Origin of the sequence: Maribacter sp. 1_2014MBL_MicDiv (assembly GCF_001865655.1) — a bacterium.
GTDB classification, from domain to species: domain Bacteria; phylum Bacteroidota; class Bacteroidia; order Flavobacteriales; family Flavobacteriaceae; genus Maribacter; species Maribacter dokdonensis.
Genome location: NZ_CP011318.1, coordinates 1,691,833 through 1,708,268, shown reverse-complemented (window position 1 = coordinate 1,708,268; position 16,436 = coordinate 1,691,833). Strand labels below are relative to the sequence as shown.

Sequence of the window (16,436 nt, the reverse complement as noted above, 5' to 3'; positions counted from 1 at the left end):
AAAACCGTTAACTTTACTAAAAATGGATTGTTTAAATGACGATCTTTGATAAAAAATAAACTATGTCTACTAAAAATATAAGATTAGAAGTGATGCAGGCTTTAGAGCCTCAGGTAGAAGGATTTATGGATTCTTTCCTTATTAAACCAGAGGATATATGGCAGCCTACGGATTTTTTACCAAATTCTGAAAAAGATACATTTTTACAAGAAGTAAAAGATATTAGAGAAGAGTCTAAAGAACTTGGTTATGATTTTTGGGTAACCATGGTAGCGGATACGATAACTGAAGAAGCTTTACCAACCTATGAATCTTGGTTGATGGATGTTGTAGGTATAGACCAACACGGTGATCATAAGACCAATGGTTGGGCAAAATGGGTAAGAGCTTGGACAGCAGAAGAGAATAGACATGGCGATGTGTTGAACAAGTATCTATATTTATCCGGTAGGGTAAATATGAGAGAAATAGAGTTGACCACCCAACATTTAATTTCAGACGGTTTTGATATTGGTACGGATCGTGACCCTTATAAGAACTTTGTATATACCTCTTTTCAAGAATTGGCTACCAATATTTCACACAAGCGTGTTGGGCAAATGGCTAAGAAGAAAGGAAATACCCTGTTAGGTAAAATGTGTACAATTATTGCAGGTGATGAAATGAGACACCACTTGGCATATAGAGAATTCGTTAAGACTATTTTTGGCGAAGATCCATCTGGTATGATGATTGCCTTCGCAGATATGATGAAGAAGAAGATTGTAATGCCTGCTCATTTTTTAAGGGAGTCCGGTGGTACAATTGGATCGGCATTTGAGAATTTTTCAAATTGCGCACAACGTTTAGGTGTGTATACAGCACAGGATTATGTAGATATATTAAGCAAATTAAATGCTTATTGGCAGTTAGATTCTGTACGTTCTTTAAATGAGGAAGCAGAAAAGGCTCGTGATTATTTAATTAAATTGCCGGCAAGGTTAGAGCGAATTGCGGAAAGAATGAAATTTCCAGAAGATCAATATCACTTTAAGTGGGTAGAAGCTAATGGAGCATTATAAAATAAAAAATCCCGATAATTCATTATCGGGATTTTTTTTGCTAAACGGTGATTTATAGTTTACCGTGTTTATGTTCATCTTGCCATTTAACAAGTTCTGTCCATTTACCTTCATAACACATTTTAGCTTGCATTGGCCAAGATGCCGGGTCGTGTATCTTATATCGTGTTCCACCTGTATCCAATATTTTCTGACAATCTTCAAGACTGGCTTCAGAAAGTGCTTTCCAGGTTTTAATACCATGGTCTTTGAACATACCTTCAATTTTTGGACCAATACCTTCTACAAGTTTTAAATCGTCTTGTTTAACGGTTTTGCCAAAAGCAGCTTTTGCAGCGGCACCATCAAAAGCTAAGGCGCTACTTGTAGCGGCACCGGCGGCAAATGATGCTGCTGTAGCAGAAGCACCAAGATTTGTGCTTGTCGTTGGCGGTATGGCTTTGCTAGCGGCAATTACCTTTTGGTTACAGGCATCTAAATCGGCTTTTAATTTAGTGTTGCTAGCCTTTAAGTTGTTCAATTCTGCCAATTGGGCGTTTAACTTTGTATTATTGGCTTTAAGACTGTTTATTTCAGCAGAGTTGTCAATTACTTTGGTAGAACCTTTACCGAGTAGATAACCTAAAATACCGCAGATAAGACCTACTAACAATGGAATTATCCAGCACCAAATACTCATATTTTCAAAATTCATGATTTTACTTATTTATAGGATTAGTGTATGTTTTAATTTAATGTAATAACTGTTCTTCTATTTTTTTCTCTGCCTTCTTCGGTAGCATTTGTTGCAATAGGTTGGGTCTGCCCTTTGGATGTAGCAATGATTTTACTTTCAGCTATACCGTTTTGCATTAGATAGTTTTTGGCGAATTCTGCCCTGTCTTGCCCTAGCCTCATGTTAGTACTTGCTTGTCCTGTAGCATCGGTATGGCCTACAACACTTACTGTTGCATCTTCAACTTTATCTATATATCTAGAAATATCTGCAACCTTTTGGCGCTGCTCGGCATCTAGGTAAATAGAAGCTTCTGCAGTATTAAAGTAAAGTATTAACGGGTCGGCCTTAATTTTCTCATAAAGGGCATTAAGGTCATCCTTTTCATTAACAGATCGCTCTTCAATATCAAAAGAAGCCGCACCCCAATAGATATTTTCTTTAGGAACCATGTCATCCATTAGTTTGCCCAAAGTATTTATTTGTGCAGTAGAAATACCTTTAGATGCTAAATCATTTTTTATGGCATTGGCTCTTGCTAAACCTAAATTAGGAAACGCTGAGTTGTTCTCTTCTTCACTTGTGTAATAACCGGAGACATTGACTACGTTGCCCTCATTTGCTTCTAAATAGCTCTTAAGACCATTAATGCCTTTTGTAAGGTTGGCGCTTAAAGGCATTAAAATAGCATTGGAAGAGACATTAAAATTGTAGTTGTCATTAGTATTATAGGCAAATCCGTTTGCATCAATTGCAAAAGGGTAAGATGTTGCCGAGGGTTCTTTTACGATTACTTTTTCTTTAGCGGGTTCTTCATGCGTACTTGTTGCATTACATTCGCTACAACAAGTGATAAAGAAATAAGTACCTATTAGAATGGTAATCAACATACCTAATAAATACGTTATTGTTTTTGTCATTATTAATACTGTTTAGTGTTTAGCCCACAATTTATTAAAAAAATCTTAAAAATGTTAAATCATTTGAGCCTAATTGCCTTACAGTCAATCATTATAGTAATAACAGTTATGTAGCGTATAGTACCAAGTATACGATCAGTTGGTGAGATTGTAAAAAAAGTTAATGATGCGACAACTATTAATTGCAATTTTGCGTAAGTATTTAAATGGTATGCATCTCCCCACAAAGTTTGGGCATTGATTATACAATTTAAAGTTTTGAGTTAGTTGGTTAAAAAATCCTGTCTTCAATATGTCGACAGGATTTTTTTATGTTCAATAGTTTAGAAAGTAGGTTTCCATCTATACAATTTTTACATGAATTTGTACAGATTTCACACCATTAAAGGATACAATTTGTTAGCTTGAAACAGCTGTATTTGTATTGAAAATGAAGAAAAAAATAAAAAAGTGTTTCAATTTTCTTTGCATGTTTATCGTACTGGGCACTCAAACTTTATTACATGGAAGTTGGTCTCATGAACCACCAAATAGAAAAGCTGCTTAGGTAATAAACATGCAAAAGAAAATATGACTTGATTATAGGTCGAATTTTATTCCCTGAGCCAATGGCAGTTCGGTAGTAAAATTAATGGTATTGGTCTGTCTTCTCATATACACTTTCCATGCATCTGAACCACTTTCACGACCACCGCCAGTTTCTTTTTCTCCACCAAAGGCACCGCCGATTTCTGCGCCAGAGGTACCAATGTTTACATTAGCTATACCGCAATCACTGCCCCAAGCAGAAAGAAAACGTTCTGCCTCTCTTAAATTATTGGTCATAATTGCAGATGACAGCCCTTGAACAACTCCATTTTGAATTGCGATGGCATTTTCAACGTCACCGGAATATTTTAAAAGATAGAGAACAGGTGCGAAAGTTTCGTGCTGAACAATTTCAAAATCATTACTAGCCTCTGCAATGGCAGGTTTAACATAACAACCACTTTCATAGCCTTCACCATCTAAAACACCACCCTCAACAATTAATTTACCACCTTCTTCAACTACCTTTTTCAAAGCATTTTTATAATGTGAAACAGCATCAGTATCAATCAATGGCCCTACGTGGTTATTCTCATCTAATGGATTACCTATTCTTAATTGCTGGTAAGCGGCAACAACGGCATCTTTCACTTTATCATACATAGATTCATGAATGATCAATCTTCTAGTTGAAGTACAACGTTGCCCAGCCGTTCCTACGGCACCAAAAACGGCACCGATAACGGTCATTTTTAAATCGGCATCCGGTGTAACAATAATAGCATTGTTTCCGCCCAACTCCAATAGAGATTTTCCAAGACGGGCGGCAACTGCTTGGGCAACTATTTTACCCATTCTAATTGAACCCGTAGCGGATACCAACGGTATTCTATTATCTAGGGTCATAAGTTCACCAATCTTATAATCGCCGTTTATTAGGCAGGAAATACCTTCGGGTAGGTTATTTGCCTTAAAAACTTCAGCAGCAATGTTTTGGCAGGCTACACCACATAAAGGGGTTTTTTCTGATGGTTTCCAAACACAAACATCACCACAGATCCATGCCAACGCTGTATTCCATGCCCATACGGCAACCGGAAAGTTAAAGGCGGAAATAATACCCACTACACCAAGTGAATGGTATTGCTCGTACATTCTATGCCCAGGTCTTTCAGAATGCATGGTCAATCCGTGCAATTGTCGAGAAAGACCAACGGCAAAATCGCAGATATCTATCATTTCTTGCACTTCTCCTAAACCTTCTTGGTAGCTTTTTCCCATTTCATAGGAAACCAGTTTTCCAAGGGGCTCTTTTAGCTCTCTAAGTTTGTCACCAAATTGTCTTACAATTTCGCCACGTTGAGGTGCTGGTTTTGTTTTCCATTGCTTAAAAGCAGTGGTAGCAGAAGACATTACTTTTTCATAATCTTCTTTTGTGGTCGTTTTTACCTTTGCAATTAAAGATCCATCTACAGGTGAGTAAGATGAGATAATATCTCCTGAGGAGAAATAATCTGATCCGGTTGATGTACCGTCATTTACCTCTTTAATTCCAAGTGCCTTCAGGGCATCATGTATTCCAAAATCTGCTGCTATTTTTGACATTTTATAACTTTTTACGCAATTAATGTTAGATATATTACAAAAATACAAAGAATTTTGTCTTTAGGAAGAACTAATTACAACTAGGCAAATTTGACGATCAACCATAGAATAATACCTGCCAAGGCAGGTACACTCTGTACAATAAATATCTTTTTGCTTACCGAAACGGCACCGTACATACCGGCGACAGTAACACAGCCTAAAAAGAAAAGGGCTACGTTACATGACCAGTTACCATCAGAAATCAGTAATGACCAAATTAACCCTGCTGCCAAAAAACCATTGTAAAGTCCTTGGTTTGCCGCCATTTGTTTAGTGGGTATAAACAAATCTTTCGGGAAATTTTTAAACACCTTTCTACCGGTAGTTGTCCATGCGAACATTTCTATCCATAAGATGTAAACATGAATAAATGCTACAAGTGCTGTAATTATTTTAGCTAATACTATCATTCTTCCTTGGCAATAAAACGTTCGTCAACAGGCATTATCGTGCCGCAATTATCACATGTTCTCAATTCTTTTGAACTGTAAAAATGTTTAAAGTGTGCTAAAAAATCTTTTTCTATGTCATGAAGGGTGAAATAGGCTTCATAGAGCTTATGATTACAATTGTCACAAAACCAAAGCAAACCATCATCAACATTCATGCTAGCTCGTTTTCTTTCAATGACCAAGCCAATAGATCCTTCTTTACGAACAGGAGAATGTGGCACTTTAGCAGGATGCAAATACATATCTCCCGGACCTAATTTCATGGTCCTTTTTTTACCGTCTTCTTGAATGTGAACTTCTATATTTCCTTCTAATTGATAAAACAGCTCTTCGGTTTCGTTGTAATGGTAATCTTTACGTGCATTTGGTCCGGCTACGATCATGACAATATAGTCGCCAGCATCTTTATATAAGTTTTTATTTCCAACAGGAGGTTTTAGTAATGCTCTGTTATCTTCTATCCATTTGTTGAGATTAAATGGTGCTTGTATACTCATTTCAGTGAAATTAATTGAAAGTTAATTAAACGATCGTTTCTCACTGAAAAGTTAAGCATAAAAAAAGCCTTTGTATAACAAAGGCTTCTTAAAATTATATTTTACGATATTTTATCTAAAGAACAACTGTGTAAAGTATAGGTCGTCATTGCTATTTTGGTTAATGCTTATGGCTGAGTAGTTGTATTCACCTTCAATATTTACTCTATGCCCCGGACTTTCTAACCATGCCTCAAAAGCTTCTTCAATAGTGTCATAATTTCTTGCAACATTTTCTGCTACAAAAACTGCACCGGTTCTCTTTGAAATATTCTCTGCACGTTGCGTAAAGTTATCATGACTAGTATTTCCTTTAGAAATCATATAGTCGGTATGAAGCGTTGCATAATAATAGGTGGTACTTTCAAATTCCATTTCATTTAATCCTATACTAGCTCTATATGTATTTATCATTTCAAAAAGTTCACTTTCCAGTGTACTGTGATTTTTAGAAGATGCCAAAGTATATTGCTCTAGGGAGTCTTCAGATGTACTCTCGTAACCTGCGAAATTCTCATATTTTGAACAGGATGATAGTGAAATGATCAACACTACCAAAAAAGGAAATAAAGTTTTCATAGGGGAAACTATTTTGTTTTATGAGTGTCAAAAGTAGTTTAGATGACGAGCTTATAAAGAAGAACATCTATAGATAGGGTAAAATATTCGATAAGCTACATCTATTTGATATAGCAGCGCTTATCGATAAAATGCACTTTGAATTACATCGTAAAAAATGGCATTTAATATGATTTTTCTCGCTTTATCTAGGTTATGATTCACATTGACCTATATGAGTTAATCAAAAATGCTATTTTCTTACCAAAATCTTACTATAAGGTTGTTTTACTGCTTGTAGAAAAGTTGTGTAAAGTAGTAATTGCCGAAATCATCTTTTTTGACACTAATGGCGGTATGGGTAAAATCTCCTTCCATGGTTTTTTTATGACTACTACTTATATACCAACCTTCAAAAGCTTCTTGTGCGGTATCATAATCTTTGGCAACATTCTCAGCCACCATTTCAACAGATATCTCAGAATCTATGTTTGAAGCGCGAGAGCTAAAATTGTCATGGCTAATGCTACCTTTAGAAATCATGTAATCGGTATGCAGGTTTGCATATTTATATGCTACATCGCTAAACTGCAAAGTATTAGTGTTGAGACTAAGTCTATGTGTGTTGACAATATCCAGTAGGTCCTGCTCTATAGTTAAAACATTTTCAGCTTCCAATACAGGCGTTTCTTCAAGAGATTCGCTAGTACAAGAACCAAGAAAAAGTAATAAAAAGACAGTGACCGCATTAAGCAATCTCATTTTCATATAAGTGTCTTTTAATTAGCCTCTCGGCGTAGCGAAGTAGGTAAGAAGGTGAGAATGTTCTAAGTTCTCTATTTTCGATTTGGGTTATCGATAACGTAATATTATATAAAAATTAAACACAGGGGAGGAACAATATTACTTATTCGACAAAGTGCACAATATGTAAGATTATTGAACGATCAAATTTAGATTGTCATCGATTCTTCGCTAGACTCTTCTGGCATTGCTTCTGTCTTAAGAACAGTATCAAATATCAACGCACCTATATCTTTAATGGGTTGGTAAAGTATAGACTCTTTCTTGGTTTCATCTGAAAGTAGGTTCAGGGTGGTATCCATACGATCAAAAAAGATAAATGCGGCCCCTAATAGAATAGCGACTTTTAAGGTGCCAAAAATTCCACCGGCAATTTTATTCAGCCACCCTAACATAGCAAAATTGGCGACTTTGGTCAATAATTTTCCGGCTAGGTTCACTACTATAATGATAAGGATCAACGTAATTATAAATGCTATAATACTCATATTACGTTCATTCCAATCTAAATGGTTAGATAGATAGTTGCCTGTTATATATGAAAAGTGAATAGCGCCAAAAATACCGGCTACCAAGGCTACTATAGAAGCAATTTCCATGAATAGTCCGTTATTATATCCTTTCCACAGACCCCAAATGAGCGGTAGTCCAAGTAAAATATCCAAAAGTCCCATTCGTATAGTGTTTTGACAAATATAGAACTTTGATTTGTACCTTTGCAAGGTCTAGATTATAGTAGATAGCAGGTTGATATGGCAAGGGATATACAGTTAAAAGAACGTTGGGATTATTTAGTAGAGAAACTATCTGAAAAGTTTTCTGATGGAGATACGTTAGAATTGGATGCTATCATCTACTTGGTGGGTGTTCAAGAATTGGGCCAATATCACAGAAAGTATAAGAAAGATGATAAACTAGACCTTATGCACATAGCAATTTGCAGATTGTTGGAGCCTTACGGTTTTTATGAGTTTAGCTTTTTTGATGAAGATGGTTGGCCACATTATAATGTGTTAGAAGAACTACCTTCTCTAAAAGCGGGTGAGCAAACGGTGCTCATGAAAGAAGCAATTGTCTCTTACTTCCTGGAAAAAGAATTTATAAAGTAATTACACTGCAAATAATGCTCTGTAAAAAAGCTGCCTAAAATGTATAGGTAGAGAAATTATCTTGAATAGAAATATACTTTGTCCATTAGATTTTTGATGTTTGAATTGGGTATGAAATCTGCTATATTTAAAGAAATAACTATAGCACATGTCAAGGCAATTTATAATATCATTAGATCAAGGTACCACTAGCTCAAGAGCTTTGTTGGTAGACCATGATGGAACTATTCAAGGAATGGTTCAAAAAGAATTCAAACAAATTTTTCCAAAATCGGGTTGGGTAGAGCATGATCCAAAAGAGATTTTAGATTCTCAAATGATGGTTTTAAAAGAGCTTCTTGAAAAAGAGGAAGTAAAGCCTTCAGAAATTATGGGCATTGGTATTACCAACCAAAGGGAAACTACTGTGGTTTGGGATAAAAATACCGGAGAACCTATTTATAATGCCATTGTTTGGCAAGATAAACGTACAGCTGATATTTGCGAACATCTTAAAAAATCCGGTTTTACGGAGCATGTAAAGAAGACCACTGGTCTGGTTATAGATTCCTATTTCTCTGGCACCAAGGTAAAGTGGATTTTGGATAATGTTGAGGGAGCAAAGAAGAAAGCACAGGCAGGAGATTTGTTAATGGGCACCATTGATACCTGGTTGGTTTGGAACATGACCAAAGAGCATAATCACGTAACGGACTATACCAACGCATCACGAACTATGATTTACGATATCGTAAATTTAAAATGGGATGACAAAATGCTAAAGGCATTAGATATACCCAAAACCATGCTTCCGGAAGTAAAACCATCGTCTGCTCATTTTGGCGATTATGAAATTGATGGTGTTAAAATACCTATTGCAGGAATAGCAGGAGATCAACAGGCAGCGCTTTTTGGTCAGGCTTGTTTTAAGAAAGGTTCAGCTAAAAATACCTACGGTACAGGTTGTTTTATGCTAATGAATACGGGAGAAAATCCACAGTTTTCTAAAAACGGATTACTGACCACTATAGCTTACGGTTTAAATGGTAAGGTACACTATGCTTTAGAAGGAAGTATTTTTATTGCAGGTGCCGCAATACAATGGTTGCGAGATGGTCTGGAGTTGATAGACCACGCTAAGGAAACAGAAGAACTGGCCAACTCCATTAAAGGTGAAAATCCGGTATATGTGGTGCCGGCGTTTGCAGGTCTTGGGGCGCCCTATTGGGATATGTATGCAAGGGGAGCAGTATTCGGTTTAACGCGTGATACCGGTAAAGCTCATTTGGCGAAAGCAACACTAGAGGCACTTGCATATCAAACAAAGGATATTTTAAAGGCTATGGAAGATGATTCTGGTATTCAACTTAAGAACTTAAGGGTAGATGGTGGTGCATGTGCTAACGATCATTTAATGCAATTTCAAGCCGATATCTTGGATTCAGAGGTGCATAGACCCGAGATTATTGAATCTACCGCAATGGGTGCGGCATTTTTAGCGGGCATAGAGGTCGGGTTCTGGCAACAGTCAGATATTGATGAAAGTAGGCCAATGAACAAAATATTTACCCCAACTTTTGACCGTGTAAAAAGAAAGCGTCTATATAAGAAATGGCAAAAAGCGGTAGAACGCTCAAAAGGTTGGGAAGACGAAGAGTAAATACACATTGAATTTACAATTAATTAATTCTTTAGAGCATAAAATAGCATAAGGGTCACGCTATCTTTGATTTTTTGTACTGGCTTTTGTCTGCAACATGGAACAAGCACAAGCATATTAATTTAAATAGAAACTACCAATGGAAAATATAAAATTCACAAATTTAGAACGCCAAAAAACAATAGGTAATCTAGAATCGGAGGAATTTGATTTGGTAGTTATCGGTGGTGGTATCACTGGTGGTGGTATTGCGTTAGATGCTGCCTCGCGTGGATTAAAGGTAGTGCTATTAGAGAAGGGAGACTTTGCTTCGGGTACAAGTAGCAAATCCACCAAATTAATACATGGCGGACTCCGTTACTTAAAACAATTCGATTTTTGGTTGGTCAAAGAAGTAGGTTCAGAACGTGCTATTGTTCACAAACTCGCTCCACATTTGGTTCTGCCCGAAAAGATGTTGTTACCTTTAATTGAAAATGGGTCTTACGGTAAATGGTTAACGTCAATAGGGCTTAAGGTTTATGATATACTGGCACAGGTATCTGGTGACGATAAACGAAAAATGCTCGAGAAAAAAGAAGCAATGAAATTAGAGCCTTTATTGCCAAAAAAAATACTGAACGGGGCTGGATATTATGCGGAATATAGAACAGATGATGCCCGTTTGACTATAGAAAACATAAAGACTAGTTTGCTTTTTGGTGCACAGGCCTTAAACTATGCCAAGGTAAACGACTTTCTTTATGACAATGAAAAGGTTGCTGGGGTTAAAGTTACAGATGAAACTACGGGTAAGGAGTTTACCATTAAATCTAAGTATGTAATTAGCGCTGCCGGACCGTGGGTAGATGAGCTAAGAAGTCTTAATAATTCTAAAAAAGGAAAACAGCTTCATTTGACCAAAGGGGTACATTTGGTTTTTCCATATGAAAAATTGCCGGTGAAGCAATCGGTTTATTTTGATATACCTGATGGTAGAATGATGTTCGCAATACCAAGAGGTAAAGTTACTTATGTAGGTACAACAGATACCAACTATAATGATAATAAAGACCGCGTAAGAACAGATATTGCAGACGCTATTTATTTAATATCTGCCGTTAACAATATGTTCCCGGATATAAATCTGGAATTAGATGATATCGTTTCTTCTTGGGCAGGTTTACGACCGTTAATTCATGAAGAAGGCAAATCTGCATCAGAATTATCTAGAAAGGATGAAATTTTTGTTTCAGATACAGGCTTGATCAGTATTGCGGGTGGTAAATTGACCGGTTATCGTAAAATGGCAGAAAGAGTTGTAGATCGCATTGCCAAGAAAATGGAAGAAGAGTACGATACCGAACTGAAAGAATGTTATACTGAGAAGATATTTCTGTGTGGTAATGTGGATTTCAAAAAATTCAAACATGTAAAAAAATACATAAGCGAGGTTTACGATAACATTAAAGATGAAGGCTTTTCAAAACATGATGCCTGGTTTTTGGTAACCAATTACGGTAAGCAGACAGAGAAAATATTAGAACTGTATGCAACCATTGTAGAAGCTGATCCCTATGTAAGGTTGGCAAAAGCAGAAGTAGCATTTGGTATAGATTATGAAATGGTACAAACCCCAATGGACTTTTTCATAAGAAGAACCGGTAGATTGTATTTTGATATTGAAAGCATTAGAACCCTAATGGAACCTATCTTAAAAGAATTCCAGAATAAATTTGGGGTATCTAATGATATAGTTCAAAGTTGGAGAACTACTTTAGAGGAAGAATTAAAAGAGCATTCAGATTTCTCTTTGGAGCGAGGTTAATCTAATTTCTCTGTTAAATCTAGAAAAACCTTTTTAGGGTTTTTATTTTCATAGAGAACTTTATAAACAGCATCTATGATAGGGGTCTTTACCTTCTTTGTAAAATTCTCCTTAATCTTAAAAGCACTTTTTGCTGCGTAGTAGCCTTCAGCGATCATACTCATTTCCATCTGTGCGCTTTTTACGGTGTACCCTTTACCTATCATATTACCGAACATCCTGTTTCGGCTAAAAATAGAGTACCCAGTAACTAATAAATCGCCTAAATAGGCAGATTTATTAATGTTACGATCTAGGTTATGAATGCGTTTAGTGTATCGCTTCATCTCACGAATTGCATTGCTCATCAATACACTTTGAAAATTATCTCCATATCCCAGACCATGGGCAATACCCGCAGCAATGGCGTAAATATTCTTTAGCATTGCGGCATATTCTGTACCAATAATATCTTTACTGATACTGGTTTTTATGTATGAACAAGCTAAATTGTTGGCAACCAGTTCTGCCTTTTCCGTATCAGCACAGGCAATGGTCAAATAGGAAAGTCGCTCCATAGCAACTTCTTCGGCATGACAAGGACCTGTAATTACTCCAATGTTTTCAAATGGTATATCAAAAACTTCATGAAAATGTTCGCCAACGATCAACCCAGATTCTGGAACAATACCTTTTATGGCCGAAAAAATGATTTTTTCCTGTAATGAACTGTTCAGCTTTTCTAATTCACCCACTAAAAAAGCAGAAGGAATAGCAAAAATTAGAACATCTGCATAGTTTACAATCTCATTGATATCGCTAGTCAATACTAATTGCTCTGGTCTAAATTCTACAGAAGTAAGGTAGTTAGGATTGTGTTTTTGAGATTTAATATGCTCAATAGCTTCATCATTTCTCATATACCAACCTACCCTATCTTGGTTGTTGGTCAACATTTTAACAATCGCCGTAGCCCAACTTCCACCGCCTAAAACCGCAAACTTTACATCATTGTTCATACTGCAAATTTACCAATTAATTGCATGTTTGGTATAAGCTTAGTATCAGTCTTATGTAAAATTTGGCATGGAGATTGTTTCTAGGTAAATAATCAATTAAATGAAATCATATGAAAACGATAAAACTACTTACAGGATATTTTCTTTTGGCCACCATGTTGGTTTCTTGTTATACAGAGGTAATTATTGAAGATGATTTCATTGAGGAATCTGCCTTTAATACCGATCAAGTATTACAGAGCTATGACCTTTGGTATGTAGATATCAATGCTACACGAGGCAATGGTGAAATTCCTTTTTTACAAAGGGCATTTACGGTTTCTTTTGATAGAGGGGTCTTTTACGCTAACAATAATATAGTGGGTATAGGTAAGACCGGTGGTGGTTATGGTATAGACGTAGGATCGTATGGTACTCTTAGAGGTACTGTAGATATTGACCATGATATTGATGGGTCTTGGTTTTTAGAAGTGTATGCCGTTAACAATAATACCATTGAGCTGTATGATGCCGGGACTGATACTTCGTACTATTTAAAAGGATATCAGATCAACAATTTTGATTATGACATGGTATTCTACGATAACATCAATTACTTTTTGCAGGAGTATGATGCGTGGGAAAAAATTTATACAAGTGAAACAGGCGCGTTAAATGATTTTGATGAAGAAAATTACCTGCAATTTCTACCTAATTTCTTTAGATCTTCATTAGATACGCCCAATACAAGTATTTCTAATCTGCAGTGGGATTTTGAGGGAGATTACCAGGTATATAACGTTCAAGGAGATAACTCTTTAAAAACGCTGACCTTGGATTATGATTTTTTTAGTGATGATTACTTTGAACTATATGTCATAAACGACAGCACTATAGAATTATATCACCCAGATAGTGGAACAACGTATGAGTTTAGGGGCAGGGGATATATAGAATACTTAAAGTCCGGTAAAGGATACGATGAAAGTAAAAAAAGAAGTAAATCTTCTAACCCAACAATGAATGTTGAAAGGAAGAAAGCAAAATAGTTTTTAGGTTGATTGTCTTAAGAATGCCCAATTCAAGTAGAAGAGGGCATTTTTTTTATGCTTGAGATTTCACATCTCCCATAATAATGGAATCAATAGTTATAGGGTCGTTGGAATGCAGTACAGAAATATCACCGGTAGTTTCAAAAACAACAGCCTTTACTTGAGATAATTGTAGCACATTGGCCTCTCTTAATTTACCCATTAAATCAGCTTCACTTACCAATGCCTTTTTAAGGTTGTCTTTTAATATGGTGCCATTTTCCATAAGCAAAATAGGGGTGTTTGTTATAAATTGTTGCGCAGCATCAGAAGATGACAATAATTTAGCGAACAAAGCTTGTAGACCAGCCAATAAGGCTAAGGAAACTAAAGCTGGCATTAGATTGTCTACCGGTTTGTTTACGGCATCTGCAAGTATGGATCCCATAGCTATGGTCACTGCAAAATCAAAACTGGTCATTTTTGCAAATGTTCTTTTACCGGTAACTCGGGTAATGAACATCATGTATACGTAAACAAACAGTGCTGCAACGCATATTTGAATTACTGTTTTTATTGAAAGTGGGTCAAAAATTTCCATTATGTTGGTTTTAGGGTTTACACCTAAAGGTAGCAACTCAATGGCCCTATAGTATACTCAATACAATAGAATACTACTTCATTTAATGGGTCTGCAATCTTTTTTTAAATGCCGACGGATTTTCTCCTGTTACTTTCTTAAAAGTTCTATTGAAATAGGACAAGCTTTCAAACCCACATTCAAAACAGGTTTCACTTACGTTTTTGCCTGTTAAAAGCATTCTTTTAGATTGGCTAATTCGATATTGATTTAAAAACTCAATAAATGTACTGCCTGTGGCTTTTTTAAAGTAACGACAAAAAGCCGGTTTGGTCAGGTTGCAGAATTTGGCAACCTCGTCCACAGAGATTTTTCCTTGGTAGCGCTCATCGATCAATGCATAAATGTCACGAATTCTACTTTGTTCCTTTTTGCTGTATCTATTTTTATAAGGTTTCTTATGTAGTAGTTGAAACTCGTTGCTTTGAGAAAGTCTTTTAAGAATAGCCATAATGGCCATAAAATATTCAAATGGTTTAAGGGTGTGTAGTTCTTTTAGCATTTCCCCTACTTCTTTTTTTGTATTTCCATGAAAGGCAATTCCATATCTTGATAAGTCTAGTAATCTATTCAGGCTTTGTAATTCTGGTATTGGGTCTACATAGGTGTTTTTAAAAGAGGGTTTTATGTGTAAAACCTCTTCTCTATAAGTGGTTTTTACACCATAGTCAAAATTCAAATGTGGTATATTGGATCCAATGAGAACAAGATCATTTTCTTCATACTCGGAAATATGATCGCCCACATGTCTTGTACCGTTTGCCCCTTCAATATAAACGATTTCATATTCAGGGTGAAAGTGCCAATAAAAGAGATGACTCAGTTTAGGGTCGTGCAACAAACGGAACGGACTTTTTGTTGCGGGTTCAATGGTTTCTAATTCAACTTTCATAATTAAATGTAACAAAATTGCGCAATATACAAGGTGTCAAGTCCATCTAAATCAATATTGTTCAAATTTAGGTCAATATTACGGTGGTTTAAGTTGCTAAGGCTCAATAGCTTTGTTATGGTATAACGACTTAAATTTTATAAGATGAAACAGACAAAAAATAATGCAGAGCAGGGCAACAAAGCTCACGTAGATATTCCAGGAAATCCGTCTACGGCAACTAGTAGTAAACAGAAACTAAATGATCGTACCAATGGAAAGCCGCTACGTGTACTCAGTGAAGATGATTGGAAATTTTGGAAAGAGAACGGCTATGTGGTAGTTAAAAATGCAGTTCCTTTGGATCAGGCTAAGGCTACTGCAGGTTTTCTTTGGGAGTTCGATGAAAAAGATCCCAATGACAAATCTACATGGTATGCAGCTCCAAGGGCAGAAATGCAAATGAAAGAGCTAACAGGTACAGGTATGGTTGAGGTATACAATCATCAACATCTGTGGAACAACAGGCAAACACAAAAGGTCTATGATGCCTTTGTAGACGTTTGGGGAACAGAAAAACTATGGGTAACCATTGATCGTGCAAATTTGAATTTTCCATTGCCGGAAGGAGTAGATAAAAAGGGATTTATTCATTGGGATTATGATCCAGAAACAAAGCCCCAGAATGTTCAGGGTGTTTTGGCCCTCGCAGATCAAGAAGATGAGAATATGGGTGGTTTTCAGTGTATACCCTGGCTATATAGAAATTATGATTCATGGAAACTGACCCAGCCCAATGACCGAGATCGATTTAAACCCAGTTTAAAAGGATTGGAAGATAAAATAGTAAAAGTAAAAATGAATGCTGGCGATCTTTTGATTTTCAATAGTACAGAACCTCATGGTATACGACCCAATAAATCTAAAGATAAAGTTAGAATAGCGCAATACATTTCAATGATGCCCGCTGAGCCAGAAAACCAGGCTCTTAAGAATTGGAGAATAAACTCTTGGAAAAATAGGGTAGCGCCAGAAGGCTTTGCATTTCCTGGCGACCCAAGAAAATGGGAGCAGACTAAATATGAAACTGCAAAATTATCGCCATTAGGAGAGAAGCTTTTAGGATTAAAAGACTGGTAAA

The 16,436-nt window shown here is 36.3% G+C and carries 17 protein-coding genes; 6 read left to right on the top strand and 11 right to left on the bottom strand.

Annotated elements, in window-relative coordinates; all coding sequences use genetic code 11:
* Positions 1-62 precede the first annotated feature (62 nt).
* Positions 63-1,061: an acyl-ACP desaturase gene (locus YQ22_RS07100; protein ID WP_058104779.1), complete on the top strand. Its 999-nt coding sequence runs from the start codon at positions 63-65 to the stop codon at positions 1,059-1,061.
* Positions 1,062-1,113: 52 nt separating this feature from the next.
* On the opposite strand, the gene YQ22_RS07095 is transcribed toward YQ22_RS07100, so the two are convergent.
* From YQ22_RS07095 to YQ22_RS07060, 8 genes are all read right to left on the bottom strand, one after another.
* Positions 1,114-1,755, bottom strand: coding sequence for a hypothetical protein (locus YQ22_RS07095; RefSeq protein ID WP_071340629.1), 642 nt, complete (start codon positions 1,753-1,755; stop codon positions 1,114-1,116).
* Positions 1,756-1,787: 32 nt separating this feature from the next.
* Positions 1,788-2,696: an OmpA family protein gene (locus tag YQ22_RS07090; protein WP_071340628.1), complete on the bottom strand. Its 909-nt coding sequence runs from the start codon at positions 2,694-2,696 to the stop codon at positions 1,788-1,790.
* A gap of 579 nt (positions 2,697-3,275) precedes the next feature.
* Positions 3,276-4,829 (bottom strand): L-piperidine-6-carboxylate dehydrogenase, encoded by a 1,554-nt coding sequence (gene amaB / locus YQ22_RS07085; RefSeq protein WP_071340627.1) that lies wholly within the window; start codon positions 4,827-4,829, stop codon positions 3,276-3,278.
* Positions 4,830-4,909: 80 nt separating this feature from the next.
* Positions 4,910-5,281 (bottom strand): DUF1304 domain-containing protein, encoded by a 372-nt coding sequence (locus tag YQ22_RS07080; protein WP_071340626.1) that lies wholly within the window; start codon positions 5,279-5,281, stop codon positions 4,910-4,912.
* Positions 5,278-5,820, bottom strand: coding sequence for a 3-hydroxyanthranilate 3,4-dioxygenase (locus tag YQ22_RS07075; RefSeq protein ID WP_071340625.1), 543 nt, complete (start codon positions 5,818-5,820; stop codon positions 5,278-5,280). Before YQ22_RS07075 ends, YQ22_RS07080 begins: the two co-directional genes overlap by 4 nt.
* Before the next feature lie 111 nt (positions 5,821-5,931).
* A complete protein-coding gene (locus YQ22_RS07070) occupies positions 5,932-6,438 on the bottom strand; it encodes a CAP domain-containing protein (RefSeq protein ID WP_071340624.1) in 507 nt (168 codons plus the stop codon).
* 267 nt (positions 6,439-6,705) lie between these two features.
* Complete coding sequence (locus YQ22_RS07065) at positions 6,706-7,185, bottom strand: CAP domain-containing protein (protein ID WP_071340623.1); 480 nt, start codon at positions 7,183-7,185, stop codon at positions 6,706-6,708.
* Between the two features lie 185 nt (positions 7,186-7,370).
* Positions 7,371-7,895: a CvpA family protein gene (locus YQ22_RS07060; RefSeq protein WP_071340622.1), complete on the bottom strand. Its 525-nt coding sequence runs from the start codon at positions 7,893-7,895 to the stop codon at positions 7,371-7,373.
* Positions 7,896-7,973: 78 nt separating this feature from the next.
* Here YQ22_RS07060 and YQ22_RS07055 point away from each other — a divergent pair, with 78 nt between their 5' ends.
* The 3 genes from YQ22_RS07055 to YQ22_RS07045 all read left to right on the top strand — a co-directional run bounded on the left by YQ22_RS07055 (position 7,974) and on the right by YQ22_RS07045 (position 11,776).
* The gene (locus YQ22_RS07055; RefSeq protein ID WP_071340621.1) at positions 7,974-8,330 is read left to right on the top strand and encodes a hypothetical protein; all 357 of its coding nucleotides are present in this window, start codon (positions 7,974-7,976) and stop codon (positions 8,328-8,330) included.
* A gap of 148 nt (positions 8,331-8,478) precedes the next feature.
* Positions 8,479-9,969: a glycerol kinase GlpK gene (gene glpK, locus YQ22_RS07050; RefSeq protein ID WP_071340620.1), complete on the top strand. Its 1,491-nt coding sequence runs from the start codon at positions 8,479-8,481 to the stop codon at positions 9,967-9,969.
* Positions 9,970-10,108: 139 nt separating this feature from the next.
* Positions 10,109-11,776 carry a glycerol-3-phosphate dehydrogenase/oxidase gene (locus YQ22_RS07045; RefSeq protein WP_071340619.1) on the top strand — a complete coding sequence of 556 codons (1,668 nt, stop codon included), beginning with the start codon at positions 10,109-10,111 and terminating at the stop codon, positions 11,774-11,776.
* Here YQ22_RS07045 and YQ22_RS07040 read toward each other — a convergent pair.
* Positions 11,773-12,774, bottom strand: a complete 1,002-nt coding sequence (locus YQ22_RS07040; protein ID WP_058104791.1) for an NAD(P)H-dependent glycerol-3-phosphate dehydrogenase — start codon at positions 12,772-12,774, stop codon at positions 11,773-11,775. The genes YQ22_RS07045 and YQ22_RS07040 overlap by 4 nt on opposite strands.
* A gap of 110 nt (positions 12,775-12,884) precedes the next feature.
* On the opposite strand from YQ22_RS07040, the gene YQ22_RS07035 reads away from it, so the two are divergent.
* Positions 12,885-13,802 carry a nicotinic acid mononucleotide adenyltransferase gene (locus YQ22_RS07035; protein ID WP_071340618.1) on the top strand — a complete coding sequence of 306 codons (918 nt, stop codon included), beginning with the start codon at positions 12,885-12,887 and terminating at the stop codon, positions 13,800-13,802.
* A 55-nt stretch (positions 13,803-13,857) separates the two neighbouring features.
* On the opposite strand, the gene YQ22_RS07030 is transcribed toward YQ22_RS07035, so the two are convergent.
* Both YQ22_RS07030 and YQ22_RS07025 read right to left on the bottom strand, forming a co-directional pair.
* Positions 13,858-14,385, bottom strand: coding sequence for a DUF421 domain-containing protein (locus YQ22_RS07030; protein WP_071342527.1), 528 nt, complete (start codon positions 14,383-14,385; stop codon positions 13,858-13,860).
* A gap of 82 nt (positions 14,386-14,467) precedes the next feature.
* The gene (locus YQ22_RS07025; protein WP_058104793.1) at positions 14,468-15,316 is read right to left on the bottom strand and encodes a helix-turn-helix domain-containing protein; all 849 of its coding nucleotides are present in this window, start codon (positions 15,314-15,316) and stop codon (positions 14,468-14,470) included.
* A 144-nt stretch (positions 15,317-15,460) separates the two neighbouring features.
* Here YQ22_RS07025 and YQ22_RS07020 point away from each other — a divergent pair, with 144 nt between their 5' ends.
* Positions 15,461-16,435, top strand: a complete 975-nt coding sequence (locus YQ22_RS07020) for a phytanoyl-CoA dioxygenase family protein (RefSeq protein WP_071340617.1) — start codon at positions 15,461-15,463, stop codon at positions 16,433-16,435.
* Position 16,436 lies beyond the last annotated feature (1 nt).